The 16,375-nt window shown below is 59.5% G+C and carries 13 protein-coding genes and 1 pseudogene; 5 read left to right on the top strand and 9 right to left on the bottom strand.

The annotated features are described in order from the left end of the window. Window positions 1-238 precede the first annotated feature (238 nt). The 5 genes and pseudogenes from IPI80_RS20365 to IPI80_RS20385 all read right to left on the bottom strand — a co-directional run bounded on the left by IPI80_RS20365 (window position 239) and on the right by IPI80_RS20385 (window position 4,542). Window positions 239-613 (bottom strand): hypothetical protein, encoded by a 375-nt coding sequence (locus tag IPI80_RS20365; protein WP_413863014.1) that lies wholly within the window; start codon window positions 611-613, stop codon window positions 239-241. Further along, window positions 610-1,176, bottom strand: a complete 567-nt coding sequence (locus tag IPI80_RS20370) for a hypothetical protein (protein WP_413863017.1) — start codon at window positions 1,174-1,176, stop codon at window positions 610-612. The genes IPI80_RS20365 and IPI80_RS20370 overlap by 4 nt, the downstream gene beginning before the upstream one ends. 572 nt (window positions 1,177-1,748) lie before the next feature. Beyond that, a pseudogene (locus tag IPI80_RS20375) lies at window positions 1,749-2,861 on the bottom strand (DUF6600 domain-containing protein); the annotation flags it as partial. Window positions 2,862-3,032: 171 nt separating this feature from the next. After that, the gene (locus IPI80_RS20380; protein ID WP_413863020.1) at window positions 3,033-3,641 is read right to left on the bottom strand and encodes a FecR domain-containing protein; all 609 of its coding nucleotides are present in this window, start codon (window positions 3,639-3,641) and stop codon (window positions 3,033-3,035) included. 289 nt (window positions 3,642-3,930) lie between these two features. Then, the gene (locus IPI80_RS20385) at window positions 3,931-4,542 is read right to left on the bottom strand and encodes a transporter (protein WP_413863022.1); all 612 of its coding nucleotides are present in this window, start codon (window positions 4,540-4,542) and stop codon (window positions 3,931-3,933) included. A 543-nt stretch (window positions 4,543-5,085) separates the two neighbouring features. Between IPI80_RS20385 and IPI80_RS20390 the strand changes: the two genes are divergently transcribed. After that, window positions 5,086-6,915: an ABC transporter ATP-binding protein/permease gene (locus IPI80_RS20390; protein ID WP_413863025.1), complete on the top strand. Its 1,830-nt coding sequence runs from the start codon at window positions 5,086-5,088 to the stop codon at window positions 6,913-6,915. 132 nt (window positions 6,916-7,047) lie between these two features. On the opposite strand, the gene IPI80_RS20395 is transcribed toward IPI80_RS20390, so the two are convergent. From IPI80_RS20395 to IPI80_RS20410, 4 genes are all read right to left on the bottom strand, one after another. After that, a complete protein-coding gene (locus IPI80_RS20395; protein WP_413863028.1) occupies window positions 7,048-8,727 on the bottom strand; it encodes an AMP-binding protein in 1,680 nt (559 codons plus the stop codon). A gap of 86 nt (window positions 8,728-8,813) precedes the next feature. After that, a complete protein-coding gene (locus IPI80_RS20400) occupies window positions 8,814-9,932 on the bottom strand; it encodes an FAD-dependent oxidoreductase (RefSeq protein WP_413863030.1) in 1,119 nt (372 codons plus the stop codon). Then, a complete protein-coding gene (locus tag IPI80_RS20405) occupies window positions 9,929-10,693 on the bottom strand; it encodes a DUF3047 domain-containing protein (protein ID WP_413863032.1) in 765 nt (254 codons plus the stop codon). The genes IPI80_RS20400 and IPI80_RS20405 overlap by 4 nt, the downstream gene beginning before the upstream one ends. Continuing rightward, the gene (locus IPI80_RS20410) at window positions 10,690-12,909 is read right to left on the bottom strand and encodes an FAD-dependent oxidoreductase (RefSeq protein WP_413863035.1); all 2,220 of its coding nucleotides are present in this window, start codon (window positions 12,907-12,909) and stop codon (window positions 10,690-10,692) included. Before IPI80_RS20410 ends, IPI80_RS20405 begins: the two co-directional genes overlap by 4 nt. Before the next feature lie 197 nt (window positions 12,910-13,106). Here IPI80_RS20410 and mtnP point away from each other — a divergent pair, with 197 nt between their 5' ends. Genes mtnP through IPI80_RS20430 form a run of 4 tightly spaced genes read left to right on the top strand, consistent with a single transcriptional unit; the run spans window position 13,107 to window position 16,375 of the window. After that, a complete protein-coding gene (mtnP, locus tag IPI80_RS20415) occupies window positions 13,107-13,994 on the top strand; it encodes an S-methyl-5'-thioadenosine phosphorylase (RefSeq protein ID WP_413863038.1) in 888 nt (295 codons plus the stop codon). A 26-nt stretch (window positions 13,995-14,020) separates the two neighbouring features. Beyond that, the gene (gene arsS, locus IPI80_RS20420; protein ID WP_413863041.1) at window positions 14,021-14,983 is read left to right on the top strand and encodes an arsenosugar biosynthesis radical SAM (seleno)protein ArsS; all 963 of its coding nucleotides are present in this window, start codon (window positions 14,021-14,023) and stop codon (window positions 14,981-14,983) included. Between the two features lie 31 nt (window positions 14,984-15,014). After that, a complete protein-coding gene (locus tag IPI80_RS20425) occupies window positions 15,015-15,752 on the top strand; it encodes a TIGR04283 family arsenosugar biosynthesis glycosyltransferase (protein ID WP_413863044.1) in 738 nt (245 codons plus the stop codon). Further along, window positions 15,749-16,375: a TIGR04282 family arsenosugar biosynthesis glycosyltransferase gene (locus IPI80_RS20430; RefSeq protein WP_413863047.1), complete on the top strand. Its 627-nt coding sequence runs from the start codon at window positions 15,749-15,751 to the stop codon at window positions 16,373-16,375. Before IPI80_RS20425 ends, IPI80_RS20430 begins: the two co-directional genes overlap by 4 nt.

Genomic DNA, 16,375 nt, shown 5'->3' on the forward strand with positions numbered 1-16,375 from the left:
CAATGACTGCTTGCTGGGTGTGAGAATCGACAGGCTCAAGTCGACCTTGGGTCGGATGCTGGTGTACGTGACACCGATCTGTAGGTCAGCTCCTTGCCAGGCACTGGCGATTGATGCCGCCGAAATCCGAACAATTCCCATGTCCCGCCGCTGTCGGTCACCAATGCTGCGTTTGCAATGGTTCGACGTGGCAGCGAATTGAGTCGGTTGAAGGCATTGCTGAAAGAAGTGCCCATTGTCATTCGCCAGTTGTCTTGTATGCCGGGCGGAGTCTGGTTTTTTTAACGATGCCTGACGGTGCAAACAGAACGACAAATTCAGCGCGATCGGCCCCCGGTTCAGCCGCTCTGTCCCGGTAAACCCAGATGGCATAGCCACTGTCAAAACGGATCTCGGTTGCGGGGCCCAGTGTAGCCATCGTTTCGGCTTGTGTGGTCTGCCCCACCACGATTGCGTCTCGCGCATCTTGCATCGATATACCAGTGTTACGGAACGTGGGCACTGTGTCGCTCGCGCGCAGACTGCCACAGGCGACGAGCCACTGGCAGCCTGCAAGCAGAAGGCTTGCTTGCCATAGTCGACGCAGTGTCAGATAGGTTTGCATTGTGCTCATTCGACGTCCATGTATTCAAACAGCACCAAAGTGTCGTCCGGCCATGTGCGGTCGCCCAGCGGCAAAACGTAGGTACGGTCCACCAGAACTTCGCAATCGCAATACGGTAGCGTGTCGTGCAAGCTCGCATCGTCGCTGGCATTGGCGTAGAGTTTGTCGATGGAGAGGACTTGCCGCCGCTCACCAGCGAGCAGGGTTACGCTGAACAAGGGCCGGTCGGCAAAGAAGAGGTATTGCGGTGCGGGCTTGTCACAATACGCCGGGGTGTCGAACAACGCGCCGACCAATCCACCGATCAAGCTGCGGCTGTTGGAAATCAGGCCTGCTTCCATCCCCACTTTGCATTCCAGGCGCAGATCCCCCAGGCGCCGGGTATCGGGCGGTAGACCCGGTGTCCGTATGTCGGTGCGCCAAGTCATGCTCAGCGCCCTGCGATTAGGAACGACCTGAGCACCTTCTAACAGTGCCAGCGCATTGCGCGGCAACGCAAAGGTATGGCTCACATCGATGGGCACCACGAAGTCCACAGTGTCACCGATCACCGCCAATGTGATGGTGTTCATATCAGTCCCTTTTTTGCGAGGTAGCAGCTTGAAACGCAGTTCCGTATTGGGCGACATAGCGTATTGCTGCTGGAAGATATCCATGCCCCTGAGCATTTTGCGATAAGACTTTTCAACCGGATTGGGATTTGCCTTGGCTGAAACCGTCACAGAGGGCATCCGCTCCGTGCGTGCGCCTTGTTGCGCAAACGCACCCATGCAGGTGGCTGCAAACGCAAGCGCGCAGCATACACGCGCAACTGTGTGCCGCAGGGCTACGGGGTATTGTGCGGCTTGCATGGTGAAGTAAGGGTAAACGTCCTCAACTATGCGTCTAGTGCTCACCCAACGCAGTGCGGTACCGCACCAATCGAACCATCATTGCGGTTAGGCATTGACGCACCTAGACATTAAGCTATCCGCGCCGCTGTCTTGATTTGCATCCGTCTCGCCAAATCGCATGTCCGGCCAATTCCGACCACAAAGTTTTTCACTCGGCCCATTCAAGCGATTGCGAGTCTCCTCTTCTCGCTTCTTCTCTTCCTCAGTTTCGGGCTTAGATCCAGGTGGCCGCGGTTTGGCTTGTGGTGGCGCTACGGCCGCCCCCTGGCCCCTGCGGCTTTGGGCGCGTCAGCTCTTGCCGCCTCCGCATGAGCAGTCTCAGCCTTGGCTGCTTCATTTCTTACCGCTTCGCTTTTTGCTGCTTCAGCCTTGGCAGTTGCGGCACGGCGGGTCTCGGCTCTCGCCAAATCTGCCTTTACGGATTCTGCCCGCGCGCTCGCTGAACGTGCAGCCTCGACTTTGGCTGCATCAGCGCTAGAAGCACCTGCCTTGGCGGCTTCTGCCTTGCGGGCTTCGCGCGCCTTGTCAACTGGCGGTGCTGCCGGTGGGAGAGCGGTCAGCAGGGGCGCAAGTATGGCGGTCACCACGCTGACCTTGGGCACGGCGACGGCTGGTACGGCGGGCAAGAGCCGCTTGCGCTGGTCTTCGTCGATGGGTGTGCCGGGTTTTGCGGCCAATTGCTTTTGCTGGGCCACGAAGGCGATCGGTGGGGTAGGTGGCGTGGTGCGCGCAATAAATGCCCTCTCACCGTGCGGCGGCCTGGCACCTGCCTGCGGGGCGCCGCCATGCACGCTTTTCTGCACTGGTACTATGGCTGCGACCGGGATGACCGGCGCGCTGATTGCGGCCGCGATGGAGACCGGCAAGGCCGCACGTGCTACCGGCTGCGACTGCACGAACGTCTGCGTTGGCACCGCGACGATAGCCCCGTTCACCTTCTGGTTGACGTACACCACGTTCGTGATATTCGTGGTGTTTTTCACGATAGTCGTACTGCGGTTGATCACGGTGGTGTTGTAAACATTGGTGATGACCGCAGGTGTGATCACCGGATTGCTGCGATTGACGTTGTCGAAATAGCTGCGACTCAACGGAGAGGACGGTCGATAGACCTCGCGTGGAGCGAGAGGGAACCAGCCGACTTCGGCGGCGGCACCGCCGACCGATAGCGCCACCCGGAAATTGTTGCCACCCACAAAGGCGACCAGCGCCGGCGCATAGACCGCCTGTTCGCGAGCCGGACGAGGGACCCAACCCCATGTGCCGGAGATGTTGGCCCAGCGCCCGTAGTGCGACACCGCGAACCCCCAAGGTGCGTCGTCCACCCAGGTCCATCCCCAAGGATCGACCCAAGCCCAATGGCCGTCTCGATACGGCGTCTAGCCAGCAGCCACCCTGTTCGGTGTCCACACATAGTCGTATTTCGGATCGCTACGCCAGGTGCCGTTGCCGTCGAGATCCTGATACCCGACGACGTCTGGCGAAACATAGCGCGCGGACGGCGAGTCATCGTCGCTGCGGTCGCGGGTGCGCGCTCAACTGTCGAAATCGTCATCCGGCTGCGCCACCAGCGTTTCGTAGTCTGAGTGGTCGGTCCCGTAGAAGCGGTAGCCACGCTTCGGATCGACCGTATATGACGCACCTTCTCCGTATACCTCACCGCGCCCGTTGTGTACGCGGACAGCGGTCGCGCTGCCATCGGGATCGACATCGATCCGGTAATCGCCGATCTGGCGCAGAGTGAACGCCAGATTTGGGGTATCAATCTCTAAGCTCTGGCTCACCCCGATGCGGCGCACGTGTACGTTGAGCGACCCTTGCAGAAGTTGCACCTGCGTGATGCGGTCGTCGAAATTGAGCAGGGTCACATCGGTCAGCTCGCCCAATCGAATCGACGCGCCACCAATCTGCAATTCGGCGCGTGAATTCGAATCCGCCCACAAGCGGTCCCCGGTCGTGAGAGGCCGGTTAACTACGGCCTGCACCCAATCAGGCTGACTGCTCGGCGAGAAACTTACAACGCCACTGATGTAGCCCAAACGTGCCGCGCGCAAAGGTGGTTCCGCAGCAGCCAAACCACTCAGCGTAAGCACCAATATGCCGGCAAAGGCACGCAGTGAACGGGAGGTACTCGATTGGGTCATACCGATTCCAATCGTTTCGATGGCCGCTGGCAGAACGCAGCAACCTGTTGGGAGCCTACGTGCGTGACACATGCCGTGACTGTGCGTTAGTGAACGCTCGGCTGTACTGGCTCAGCGTCTGCTGCAGCATTCCTGGAAAATGGCTTCTGGGGTCTAAAACCGGAGGTCGGGTAACAGCTCCATGGCCTTGTATGTATTCGCAGCGCCATGTTAGTTGGCACCGGAATACTGCGTTCGTTCACCGACGAGATGATGTTCTTACCTAAGTTGGTTTACACCGGATGACGTGCTAAAACAGTTTGCCAACCAGCACGGTCAGGCCAGTAAAGATGGACCAATCGGGCACATCGTTGCGGGTACTTCGAGAAAATCCGGCATCCAATACTAGGGCGTTGGACGCGTTGTAGCTGGCGGCAAAAAGGAACTGGCGGGTTGCATCGGCGCCATCACGCTGGTTGCCGGAAAATTCGCCCACGATGCCCCATCTCTCATTGAGGGCGGTAGACAGCGATGCCGCCCACAGTTGCTGAGTGTGGCCCAGAATTGGGTCCTCTTGCCCAAAGCGGGTCATACCAAGGTTGATGTCGGTGTGGTAGTTGCCTACGTCGGCACTATAAATTCCGGTAATTGAATAGTCGGACTGGCCACTGCTGATGGCACCGGTGCCGGTCGGCAATGTGGTACCGAGTTCCAGACCGAAGGCCGATTTGTCATCGACTGCGAAGCGACGTTTCAGAACAATTGCGCTGTCCCCTCCACCGTTAATGCGCTGTCCACCGTCATCAGTCTGTGCAACCCATGCTTCGCCGCTCCAGCGGATGCCCCAGTCCGGCGTCAAGGCTAGCTTCAAAGTGTAGGGCAGGCTGTCACGGCGCACGTTGCCCCCAGCGCCGGTGCGCAAGCCACCAGCCTCCAACTCCAGCTAACCGGGTTGAGACAGCGCAGCAGGCGTTGATACACTGGGCCGGTAAGGCACAGCACTGGGCTCATCAGCCTGCGCCCACGCTGTATTTAGCACGAATGCCAAAAGGCAGCTAAACAGTGCGCCATGGTATTTACGACATTTGAAATGCATAGAAATCCTTGCTGGGTTGACGCGTTTGCCCCGGCTGATTCTAAGGTGACGGGCGGTGTTGCACGGATGAGGGTTTTGTCGTGAACAACGCAAATCAATTTTGCACCAAACCTCCCCAAAAATTGGTCCACTGACTGGTGAAGTCATTGAGCCGGATAACGGGGTGGCCTGGCTGTCGGTCGTTGGATTTGCCTTGTTCTTGTTAGCCTGCGTGTGGCAGCGAACGCATCTCGGAGGACTTTCCCGCTATTCTCTGGCTTTGCCGAATTGGTGCAGTCCGTTTGGCGCCAGTCTAGGCCGGAGCTGCGAGAAGTCTCTTTCGCATCGCCGCTGCTCAACGCTTGTGCTGCCTCAACTGAAAACGACACCATGCCATTTCCCGCAACGTCAGCCACGCCGGACGAACCCACGACGTCGCATCGTCGTCGCCCGTCTCCACTGTCACTGGCAGCTTGGAAGCGATTCCTCCATGTGGCTAAGCCTTACTGGCTGGGTGACCAGAAGAAGGTGGCGTGGACGCTACTGGCGCTGTTGATCGCCTTGATGCTTGCCGAAACGCAGTTCGCAGTGATGTTGAACAACCAGACCGGGGAGATGGCCTCTGCACTGGCGGGCAAAGAGGCTGACCGGTTCTGGCATTCGGTGTACGCCAGCCTGGGCATACTGGCGTTTGCGGTGCCGATCTACGCCTTTTACTACTACATGCGCGATAACTTTGCCAACCAGTGGCGGCGATGGCTCACCGGCCGCTTTCTGGATGGCTATCTGCGCGACCGCAAATACTACGAACTGGGCTCCAACAGTGAGATCGACAACCCCGATCAACGCATCAGTGAAGACATCGACACGTTTACCGGGCGGTCCATCCACTTTTTGTTGATCTTCCTGGGATCGATGATGCAGTTGGTGGCCTTCAGCGCGGTGTTGTGGTCGATTTCGCACCTACTGGTTGGCGTGCTGGCGATCTATGCGCTGGGGGGGACCGTCATTGCGTTGTACGTGTTCGGCAAGCCGCTGATTCAGCTAAATTTCTGGCAACTACGACGTCAGGCCGACTTTCGCTTCGGCCTGATGCGTCTGCGTGAGAACGCTGAATCAATCGCGTTTTACCGTGGCGAAGCCCAGGAGCGTGCCCAGATTGACAGCAAGTTTGGCAAGGTGTTCACCAACTATGCGCGACTCATCAAACAGCAGCGCGTTCTCAATATCTTTCAGCGCGGGTTCAATCAACTCTCGCTGGTGTTGCCCAGCGTGATCCTCGCCCAAGCGGTTCTGTCAGGGGAGATGGAAGTGGGCCGGGCTGTGCAGGCGACTGGTGCGTTTGCTGCGGTGCTGGGCTCTGTGGCGTTGATTGTCGACAACTTTGAGAGCCTGAGTCGTTTTGTGGCCGGTATAGACCGCCTCCAAGCGCTGTCGAAATTGGTATTGCCCAACCCAACATCGCAGCCCACCGCCTCAACAGCTGTCGACGACAAGCACCCACAAATCCAAACCCAGTTGGGTGAACACCTCGCGCTGGACGCGCTCACACTCTACACGCCAAATTTTGAACGGGTACTCATCAAGGAACTGACTCTGACTCTGGACTCAGGGGATGGCCTGCTGATCACCGGCGACAGCGGCTGCGGCAAGAGCTCCCTGTTGCGCGCAATTGCTGGTTTGTGGCGATCCGGCACCGGGGTTGTGCACCATCCACCGTTGGACGAGGTCTTCTTTCTGCCACAGCAGTCCTATATGCAGGTCGGCACACTGCGCAGCCAGCTCATTTACCCTGGCACGGATACCGGCCTCAGTGACGATCGGTTGCTGGAAATACTGGGCGAAGTACACTTGGCAGAATTGGCTGAGCGCGTGGGGGGACTGGACGCCGTAAATGACTGGGAGAAGTTTCTGTCGGTGGGCGAACAACAGCGTCTCGCCTTCGGGCGTGTACTGGTGCGCCAGCCCAGCATTGTGATCCTGGACGAAGCCACCAGTGCACTGGACAGTGACAATGAAGCCTATCTGTATGAGCGCTTGCGTGGCAGTGGTACTACGGTGGTCAGCGTCGCACACCGTCCCGCAATTCTGCGCCACCATACGCACGTGCTGCGCATGTTGAACGGGGGCGCTTGGGAAATACACGCGGCCAGTGGTTACCAGTTCGACGCGCCGCCGTCGTCTGAACCCGGCCAGGCCCCGAGCGCAGGGCACTTGTGAATGTAGTGGTTGGTCTATCTGGCAGTGAAGACACTGCGTCTGCTAATGTTTCTCCCTGCCACTTTCGGCGCAGATGCCGTTGTCGTTGAAGCAAGCCGCCTCTTGATTGAGCGTTCTGCTACCTGATCAAGGCTATGCCGACACAGCCTTTTTTTCGCCACGCAACTCGCGGCGCAAGATTTTTCCAATATTGGATTTTGGTAGCGGCTCCGTGCGGAACTCGACTATGCGCGGAATCTTGTAGCCTGTCAGATGCAGTTTGCAGTGTGCGAGCAAATCAGCCTCCGTCAACGCAGCGCTGCTGCACACGACCACGGCCTTCACCGCCTCTCCTGAGCGCTCGTCGGGGACACCAATCACACCAGCCTCCAGCACGTCGGGGTGCATCGTCAATACGTCTTCAATTTCGTTGGGGAATACCTTGAACCCAGAGATCACGATCATGTCTTTCTTGCGATCGGTGATGCGAATGCTGCCGTTTTCGTCCATCACGCCCATGTCACCCGTGCGCATCCAGCCATTGACGGTGAACATCTTGGCGGTTTCATCGGGACGATTCCAGTAGCCTTTCATGATCTGCGGGCCGCGTACGCCAATCTCGCCGACCTGACCCAGCGCGAGCGCCAAGCCATCATCGTCGATGATGGCGGCATCGGTACTCGGAACCGGAACACCTATCTGACCGCTCCATTCCTGGACTGTGACTGGGTTTGCAATCGCTACCGGCGAGGTTTCCGTCAGGCCGTAGCCTTCAACCAAAGGTACACCCGCCCTCTGATTCCATCGCTGGGCCACCACTTTCTGCACCGCCATGCCACCGGCAACGGTAAGCTTCAATCGACTCAGATCCACATTGGCGAAGCCCGGCGCATCGAGCAGCGCGCGAAATAGCGTGTTCACGCCGATGATCGCGGTAAGGCGCGACTGCTGCAGCACCTTCAAAAACGCTGGCATGTCACGTGGGTTCGCAATCAGCACAGCCTCTGCACCCTTGCTGAAGAATGACAGTGTCCCAGTCAGGGCAAACACGTGGTACAGCGGCAGCGGGATGACCAAAGTCTCTTCGCCGTCGTTGAGATTGGGCGACATCCACGCGGCCACTTGCAGCACATTGGCCACCATGTTGCCGTGGGTGAGCATCGTGCCCTTGGCTACCCCGGTAGTGCCACCGGTGTACTGCAAAAATGCCAGATCGTCATGGGTCAGCGCCACATCATCGAGCGACTGCGCACGGCCGACGGCCAACACCTGCTTGAAGTCCACCGCACTATCCATCTGCCATTGAGGAACCATCTTCTTCACATACTTGACTACGGTGTTCGTCAGTAGGCGTTTGAGCGGCGGGAGCAAATCGCCAACCTGCGTCGTAATCACAGTGCGAATCGGTGTGTTTTCAACGACCTGCGCCAGGGTGTGCGCAAAGTTCTCCAGAACCACAATGGCCGTTGCACCACTGTCTTTGAGTTGATATGCGAGCTCTCGGGGGGTGTAGAGCGGGTTGACATTGACAACCACCATGCCTGCGCGCAGTACCCCAAACAACACAGCGGGGTATTGCAATAAGTTTGGCATCATCAGCGCGACACGGTCACCGCGCTGAAGCTTTGCCACCTTTTGTAGCCAAGCTGCAAAGGCGCGGCTCGCCTCGTCGATTTCACGGAACGTCATCGCTGTCCCCATCGAACGATAGGCCGGCAAATCACCATAGCGCGCACAAGTGACCGAGAGCATTTCCTTAAGTGAAGAAAATTTTTGGCAATCGATCTCGGAGGGGACTCCGGCCGGGTACTGGCCAAGCCAGGGCTTGTTCATGAACTTTTCCTTATCTGTGGTGCTAATGAATCATACGACTGGGTAAGCACTGGATGTGTACGGTAACCGACAATGGTATCGGGTACTCAGCGCAAACGCGCCATAAAGCGGCGATCAATCCAGTCCTTGAGCCACCACACCCATCGACCCTGCGCACTGAAGCGGCCCCAGGTGCCTATGGCGAATGGGTCACCACAGGCAATCAAATTCAGAGTGGCCTGCGGGGGCTTGTGCGGCTGCAGTGCTGACCCGCGCGTGGCGGCAGCAAGGTTGTAAGCCAATGCCGGGCCGGCGCGCACGGCATAGACGCCGCTGCGTGCCAGGGTTTGGTCCATGCGCGTGCTTACATCGCCCGCTGCAAATACCCGTTGGTGGCTGGTGGAGCGCTGGTACTCATCGACTGCGATGAAGCCGGATTCGTCCAGTGCCAGGCCACTGCTTACCAGCCACGCAGGGGCATTGGTGCCGGTAGCCAGCAGCGCCACATCACAGGGCAGTGCGGCGCCACTGCGCAAATAGACGGCTTCGGCATCGATGGAGGTAGCGGCTTCCTGCACTATCGTGATCCCGCGCTGCGTCAGAGCCAACTGCAAGCGCCGCTGAACTGCCATGGGGTAGTTGGCGCCGGGTGGCGCACTCCCCGACAACAAGTTGACTGCTGCTTGAGGCATGCGGTGGCGCAGCGCGAATGCCAACTCGATACCGCCAGCGCCAGCACCAATCACGGCGATGCGAAGTGCCTGCTTGCGCCCCATCTGAGCCACCTTGGGCCACAGCGAAGTGAAGTGTTCAATGGGCCGCACAAACAGGCCGTGTTCCCGGGAGCCTGGCAGCGCTTGTTCAGCACGGTCACGGTCCTGAACCGGACCGGTATTGACCGACAACCAGTCATAGTGCAGTGTGCTGCCATCGGCGAGCGCAATGCTTTGTTGCTCTGCATCCAATGCAACTGCACTGGTCTGCAGCCATCGAACGCCACTGCGCCGCACCAACGGTTCGAGCGGAATCACGCAGTCTTCCAGCGTGTAATGACCGGCGATAAACCCGGGCACCATGCCGGAGTACATCTGGCGCGGATAGGGTGACACTAACGTGATCTGAACACCCGGCAAAGGCTGCTCGGCCAATTGCACCAATACCTGCACGTGCGCGTGCCCTGCGCCCAGCAGTACCAGTTGTTGACTACCCGACGGACGGGCTGTCATCGGGTTGGCGTCAATGAAATATCTCCGACATAGCCCAGGCTGCTTTGGCCGGTGTTGTCAGAATCAGCGCCCACCACAATCGCAAGCAACGGCGGCACGGATTCGCTCTCTGCGCCAAATGTCTTCAGAAAATCTGCGTGCAAGTCACGCGTATGGCTGACCCATTGTTGTAGCGGACTGGCGGGCCCGGATGGGTTGCTGGCAGAGTCCACCACCACAAATCTGACACGACTGGTGTAGGCATTGGGCAATTCGGAGCCCACCGGTAACTTTTGGTCCCACACGTAGCACAGGGTTGCGGCTGGCAAATACTCACCGCTGGCACTGCGGGCCAAGCGTAGCAGGTTGCGCTCTATAAAGCCGAGCCGTTCCAGCGGCATGTCAAACATGGCGCAGACCTTGAGCGCAGTGTCGTCACCCACTTTCTTGCGCAGGTCAGCCAATTCAATCGGTTGGTCCAGGCGCCAGCGCCAAGTCAGGGTGCCCGCCGAGGTCTTGGGCGGCAAGGCGTGGCTGGCAGTTCCGTAGGAATGGTCGGTTCGCAGGCGCATCACACGATCTGGCCCGAGCGTGACGATGTCAATCTGAGCCAACGGTACTTTATTGCCCGGCAGGCCAACAACCCGCCACGGCGTCGGCAGAGTGGCCGCAGAAGCGCCTGAGAAGGGTGCAATGCCATGGGTTGCAGGCACAGCGTCTTGCGCCGAATGCGCGGCGCTGATCGATGCGATAAGCAGGCCTACAGCCCCGATGTGGTTCAATGGCGCCGCCAGTTGTGAAACTTGCGCACCCACTCCAGCAGAACCAGCGGCTGGTGCGCGCGCTTCCATTCTCCAGCGGCGTACTTGTTAGCCTCGGAAAGAGTGGGGTAAGTATGGATCGTGCCCAGTATTTTGTTCAGTCCCAGGCCGTGTTTCATGGCCAGCACGTATTCCGCCAGCAGGTCACCAGCGTGCGTGCCGACTATGGTGACACCCAGAATCTTGTCTTTGCCCGGGACGGTCAGCACCTTCACAAACCCTTGCGTCTCGCTGTCAGCAATGGCGCGGTCCAGATCGTTCATGCCGTAGTGGGTCAGCTCGTAGGCAATGCCATGCTCCTTGGCTTCTTGCTCGTTCAATCCGACGCGCGCAACCTCGGGGTCGGTAAAGGTAGCCCAAGGAATGACGCTGTAGTCGACCGTGAATTTTTTGAAGTCACCAAACAACGCGTTGACCGCCGCATACCAGGCTTGGTGCGCGGCGGTGTGGGTGAACTGATAGGGCCCGGCCACGTCGCCCGCGGCAAAAATATTGGGGTAGATGGTTTGCAGGTATTCGTTGGTCTCGACCGTTTTGTGGGTCGGTATGCCGAGTTCTTCAAGTCCGTAGCCACTGAGTCGGGCGGAGCGGCCCACGGCACACAGCAACTGGTCAAACTCAATGCGCAGTTCCGTGCCGGCATGCTCAACCACCAATACTTTGGTTTTGCCGTTGCCGTTGCCCTTGTCGGGGTCAGTGCCATCACAGCGCAGCGCCTTGTGCGCGGTCAGCACCTGCACACCGTCGGCCCGCAGCGAGGCGGTGACCAGCTCCGACACGTCTTCGTCTTCCCGTGTCATGAGACGTGGTGCCATCTCTACCTGCGTGACGGCCGAGCCTAGACGCGCAAAGCTTTGCGCCAACTCGCACCCAATAGGTCCACCGCCCAACACCACCAAGCGCTTGGGAATTTCGTCAAGCTGTGCAAAACGCTCCCATAGGGTGTCGCTCGTGACATAGCCCACCGCGTCCAGACCCGGCAACGGCGGCACAAACGGCCGGGCGCCAGCGGCAATGACGATGCTGCGGGTGGTCAGGCGCACGACCCGCGGCGGGGCATGGTCCGCATTCAGGGTGATTTCCACCGTCCACGGGTTGATGATTTTGGCGTAGCCTTGCAGCACCTCCACGCCCAGTGCGGTGTAGCGCTCAATACTGTCGTGGGGTTCAATAGCAGCGATTGCCGCTTGGATGCGCTGCATGATTTCTTTGAATGAAAATAGCCGGTAGCCCTCGTCCGCTTTACATAGCCCGCTATCCAAACCATAGCGTTTTGCATGTTGCATCTGGTGCGCCAGTTTGGCGCTTCTGATCAGGGCCTTGCTGGGCACGCAACCGTAGTTCAGGCAGTCGCCCCCCATTTTGTGGGCTTCGACCAGCGTGACCTTGGCTTTGACAGCCGCCGCGATGTAGGCTGAGACCAGTCCTCCGGCACCGCCACCGATCACGATCAAGTTGCGGTCAAAAGACTTTGGTTTGCTTGCGGCCCAGCGTGCATAGACTTTTCGACGCTGCACGGCGTCCATCATCTTGCGTGCAATCAGCGGAAACAACCCCAACAGCACAAACGAGCCCAACAAGCCGGGGCTAACAACGTCTTTGGGCGATTGAATCTGCGCCAGTTGCGTGCCCGCATTCACATACACCGCTGTGCCTGCCAGCATGCCCAACTGGCTGACCCAATAGAAAGTCCGAGCCCGCATGGTGGTCAAACCCATGGCCAGATTGATGACGAAGAAAGGTACCACCGGAATCAGCCGCAAGCCAAAGAGATAAAACGCGCCATCGCGCTGCACGCCTTTGTCGATGGCCGCCAGGCGGGTGGCAAATCGCGCCTGCACCCAATCACGCAGCAAAAACCGCGCTGCCAGAAATGCCAGTGTGGCACCGATGGTTGATGCAAAGGACACCAGCAACAGCCCCCAGCCGAGTCCAAAAATGGCACCTCCGGCCAGCGTCAGGATGGTGGCACCCGGAAAGGACAGCGCGGTGGCTGCGACATAGACGACAAAGAAACCCAGCGCTACCGTCCAGGGAGATTGGGCGTGCAGCGCGGATAGTTGCGCCTGACTCTGGCGCAAAGCATCCAGGCTCAGGTACTGGTGCAGGTCGAATGCGCAGAAGAGGACTATGGCGCTGGCTAGCGCGGCCACAGCCAGAAATTTCTTGGTATTCATTGCGGCGCTAAGCAGGATTGGGTCTGGATGCGATGTGGGCAACTGGTCGGTGCATTACTGCAAGTCTTACACATTCGCACAAGAGTGCATGAAAGACCTTCGGTAACACGCTTGGCAACGCGATTTACGCCCTTGTAAGAAAATACGCTCAGCAGTGACCAAGTTCTGTTCGACTCCCTAAATTCAAGAAGACAACCATGATGACACAGGCACTGATTGGCGTGATTGGAGGCAGCGGCCTCTACCAGATGGATGCTCTGCAAGACGTGCAGGAACACACCATGAGCACCCCGTTCGGCGCGCCTTCTGACGTGATCGTGACCGGCCAGTTGCACGGTGTGGCGGTTGCATTTGTGGCCCGGCACGCGCGGGGCCACCGTCTGCTACCCACGGAAGTGCCTTACCGCGCCAACATCTATGCGCTCAAGATGCTGGGTGTGCGCTACGTATTGTCGGTTTCGGCCGTCGGGTCGCTGCGTGAAGACTTCAAGCCGCTGGACATGGTGCTGCCCGACCAGTTTATAGACCTGACCCGCCGTCGCGAGGGTACATTTTTTGGCCAGGGGGCGGTCGCCCATGTCTCGATGGCGCAACCGGTTTGCCCGCATACCGCTGATGCGCTTGCCCGCGCGGTGCGGAGCGTGTTGTCGGAAGAAGACCCGTCCAGCCGTGACACCATCGCGCTGCACACCTGTGGCACCTATGTTTGCATTGAAGGGCCACAGTTCTCTACCCAGGCTGAGTCGCATTGGTACCGCAGCATGGGCGCCGGGGTGATAGGCATGACCAACATGCCCGAGGCAAAATTAGCCCGCGAGGCGCAAATGGCCTATGCCACCCTGGCCATGGTGACCGACTTTGACTGCTGGCACCCGCGTGAGGCCCATGTCACCGCCAATATGGCGCTGGCCAACCTGTTGCAAAACGCGGGTCGGGCGCAGCGTGTGATGGCGCAGGCGATTCGCATGCTGGGTGCCGAGCAGCCGGACAGCCTGGCCTTTACTGCACTGCAGAGCGCACTCGTCACCCAGCCCGATGCCATGGCACCCGAGGTGCGCACGCGCCTTGCCGCGCTGTTGGCCTGATCCCGCCCACTAAAACCAGAATTGCCATGCACGACACCCTGCCCCTGCTGGAACGAACCCCCTTTCCCGCCATCCGCCGCACCCGGCTCGACACCCTGCAAGTTAACCTGGGTTACCAGTGCAACCAAAGCTGTCTGCACTGCCACGTCAACGCTGGACCCAACCGCACTGAAATGATGGAAGCCGACATGCTGGCACTGATTCCCCAGGTTTTGGCCGCACGCGGTATCACCACGCTGGACCTCACCGGTGGCGCGCCCGAACTCAATACCGGCTTTCGCGCACTGGTGCAGTCTGCGCGCGCACTGGGCGTGCGGGTAATAGACCGCTGCAACCTCACCATCTTGTTCGAACCCGGACAGGAAGGCTTGGCCGATTTTCTGGCCAGTCAACAGGTCGAAGTCGTGGCATCCATGCCTTGCTATTCGGCTGATAACGTGGACCGGCAACGCGGTGACGGCGTGTTCGACAAAAGCATCGCCGCGTTGCAGCAACTCAATTCGCTGGGCTACGGCGTGGAAGGTACGGGTTTGGTGCTCAACCTGGTCTACAACCCGCAAGGCGCGTCCTTGCCGCCCAACCAGCAAACACTGCAGGCAGACTACAAACGTGAGTTGTTCGAGCACTTTGGCGTGGTCTTCAATGAACTGCTGGCACTGACCAATATGCCGATTCAGCGATTTGGCTCGACGCTGGTATCCAAGGGCACATTCGATACCTACATGAATCTGCTCAAGAGCAGCTTTCAGCAAGGCAATCTGGCCGGAGTCATGTGCCGCAGCATGGTCAGCGTGGACTGGCAAGGCTGGTTGTCGGACTGCGACTTCAACCAGCAGTTGGGCTTGCCGCTGGGGTCTTCGGGGGTCAAGCGCCATTTGCGTGATCTGCTCAAAGCCGGTCTGGACAATCAAGCGATCCGCGTGGCCGGTCACTGCTATGGCTGCACTGCTGGCCAGGGCAGCAGTTGCGGCGGTGCGCTGGCGGCGTAAATCCGGTTCACGATCTCCCATCCGTCGCGCCATGCAAGCACCTGCCCCTGGCCTCACCATCATCATGCCGGTACGCAACGAGGCACAGCGCATCGGCCCCGCCCTGCACGCATTGGCGCCCTTGCAGTTGCGTGGCGTGCAGGTGGTGGTGGTAGATGGTGGCAGTACGGATGGCACGATGGCGTTGGCGCAGCAAGCGCTGGGGCACGACCCTGACCTCAACCCAACCAGCGCAGGCCAGCCTGGCACATCGCTAGTGCTGAGTAGTGCCGCTGGTCGCGCCTTGCAAATGAACCAGGGGGCACAGCAAGCCAACGCACCCGTATTGCTATTTCTGCATGCCGACACACAGCTCCCGCCCAACGCCGATGCGCTCGTTGCGCAGGCGCTGGCCAGCGGCGTCCGTGTGTGGGGCCGTTTTGACGTGCACATTGCTGGGCGGCCCTGGATGCTGCGGGTCATCGCTGCATGCATGAATATTCGTTCGCGCTGCACCGGCATTGCCACGGGCGATCAGGCGTTTTTCATGACACGCGCTGCTTTTGATGCGGTGGGTGGTTTCTCAAACCAGCCCCTGATGGAGGATATTGAAATGTCCCTGCGCCTGGGGCATCTGTCTCGCCCCATCAGCCTGCGCGCAAGGGTAATCACATCGGGCCGCCGATGGGAGACGCGTGGTGTCTGGCGCACGGTGCTGCTCATGTGGCAGCTGCGGTTTGCCTACTGGCGTGGCGCAGCGCCGGATCAACTCGCCAGGCTGTACCAGTGAACACGCTGGCAATGCCTTGCAGGTTGGTCATCTTTGCCAAGGCGCCGGTGGCTGGCGCCGTCAAGACACGCTTGATCCCGGCGCTGGGTGCGCAGGGTTCGGCCGAATTGGCGCAGCGCATGCTGTTGCAAACCCTCGCGCAGGCACTGGAGTCGGGGGCTGGTCCGGTTGAGCTGTGCATGAGCCCCGAACCCTACGCGCCCGCGTGGCACGGCGTGGCGTTGCCCGATGGCATTGCACTCAGCGATCAGGGCGAAGGCGATTTGGGCGAACGCATGGCGCGGGCCGTGCACAGGGTCACCACCACGTTCGCGCAACCCATTGTGCTGATGGGTACCGATTGCCCCGAGCTGACCGCTACCGGTATCGCGCAGGCAGCACGCCAGCTGTTGCAACACGACGCCGTGCTGACCCCGGTTGCCGATGGCGGTTATGTACTCATCGGCTTGCATGCACCGTGCCCTGCGCTGTTTGCTGACATGCCATGGAGCACACCGGAAGTGGCTAGAGAGACGCTGCGGCGCATGGCCGCGCTGGACCTGCGCGTGTGGCAGGCACCCATTCTGCACGATGTGGATGAACCCGCCGATCTGGTGCACTTGACGCAGAGTGCGCCGCGCTGA

The sequence above is a fragment of the Candidatus Aalborgicola defluviihabitans genome, assembly GCF_016705985.1.
GTDB classification, from domain to species: Bacteria; Pseudomonadota; Gammaproteobacteria; order Burkholderiales; family Burkholderiaceae_C; genus Allorhodoferax; species Allorhodoferax defluviihabitans.

Coding starts and splice junctions, on each gene's coding strand:
- IPI80_RS20410 (WP_413863035.1), bottom strand. CDS start 12,909: ATGAATACCAAGAAATTTCTGGCTGTGGCCGCGCTAGCCAGCGCCATA.
- IPI80_RS20425 (WP_413863044.1), top strand. CDS start 15,015: ATGCAAGCACCTGCCCCTGGCCTCACCATCATCATGCCGGTACGCAAC.
- IPI80_RS20380 (WP_413863020.1), bottom strand. CDS start 3,641: ATGACCCAATCGAGTACCTCCCGTTCACTGCGTGCCTTTGCCGGCATA.
- IPI80_RS20365 (WP_413863014.1), bottom strand. CDS start 613: ATGAGCACAATGCAAACCTATCTGACACTGCGTCGACTATGGCAAGCA.
- arsS (WP_413863041.1), top strand. CDS start 14,021: ATGCACGACACCCTGCCCCTGCTGGAACGAACCCCCTTTCCCGCCATC.
- IPI80_RS20390 (WP_413863025.1), top strand. CDS start 5,086: ATGCCATTTCCCGCAACGTCAGCCACGCCGGACGAACCCACGACGTCG.
- IPI80_RS20400 (WP_413863030.1), bottom strand. CDS start 9,932: ATGACAGCCCGTCCGTCGGGTAGTCAACAACTGGTACTGCTGGGCGCA.
- IPI80_RS20395 (WP_413863028.1), bottom strand. CDS start 8,727: ATGAACAAGCCCTGGCTTGGCCAGTACCCGGCCGGAGTCCCCTCCGAG.
- IPI80_RS20370 (WP_413863017.1), bottom strand. CDS start 1,176: ATGAACACCATCACATTGGCGGTGATCGGTGACACTGTGGACTTCGTG.
- mtnP (WP_413863038.1), top strand. CDS start 13,107: ATGATGACACAGGCACTGATTGGCGTGATTGGAGGCAGCGGCCTCTAC.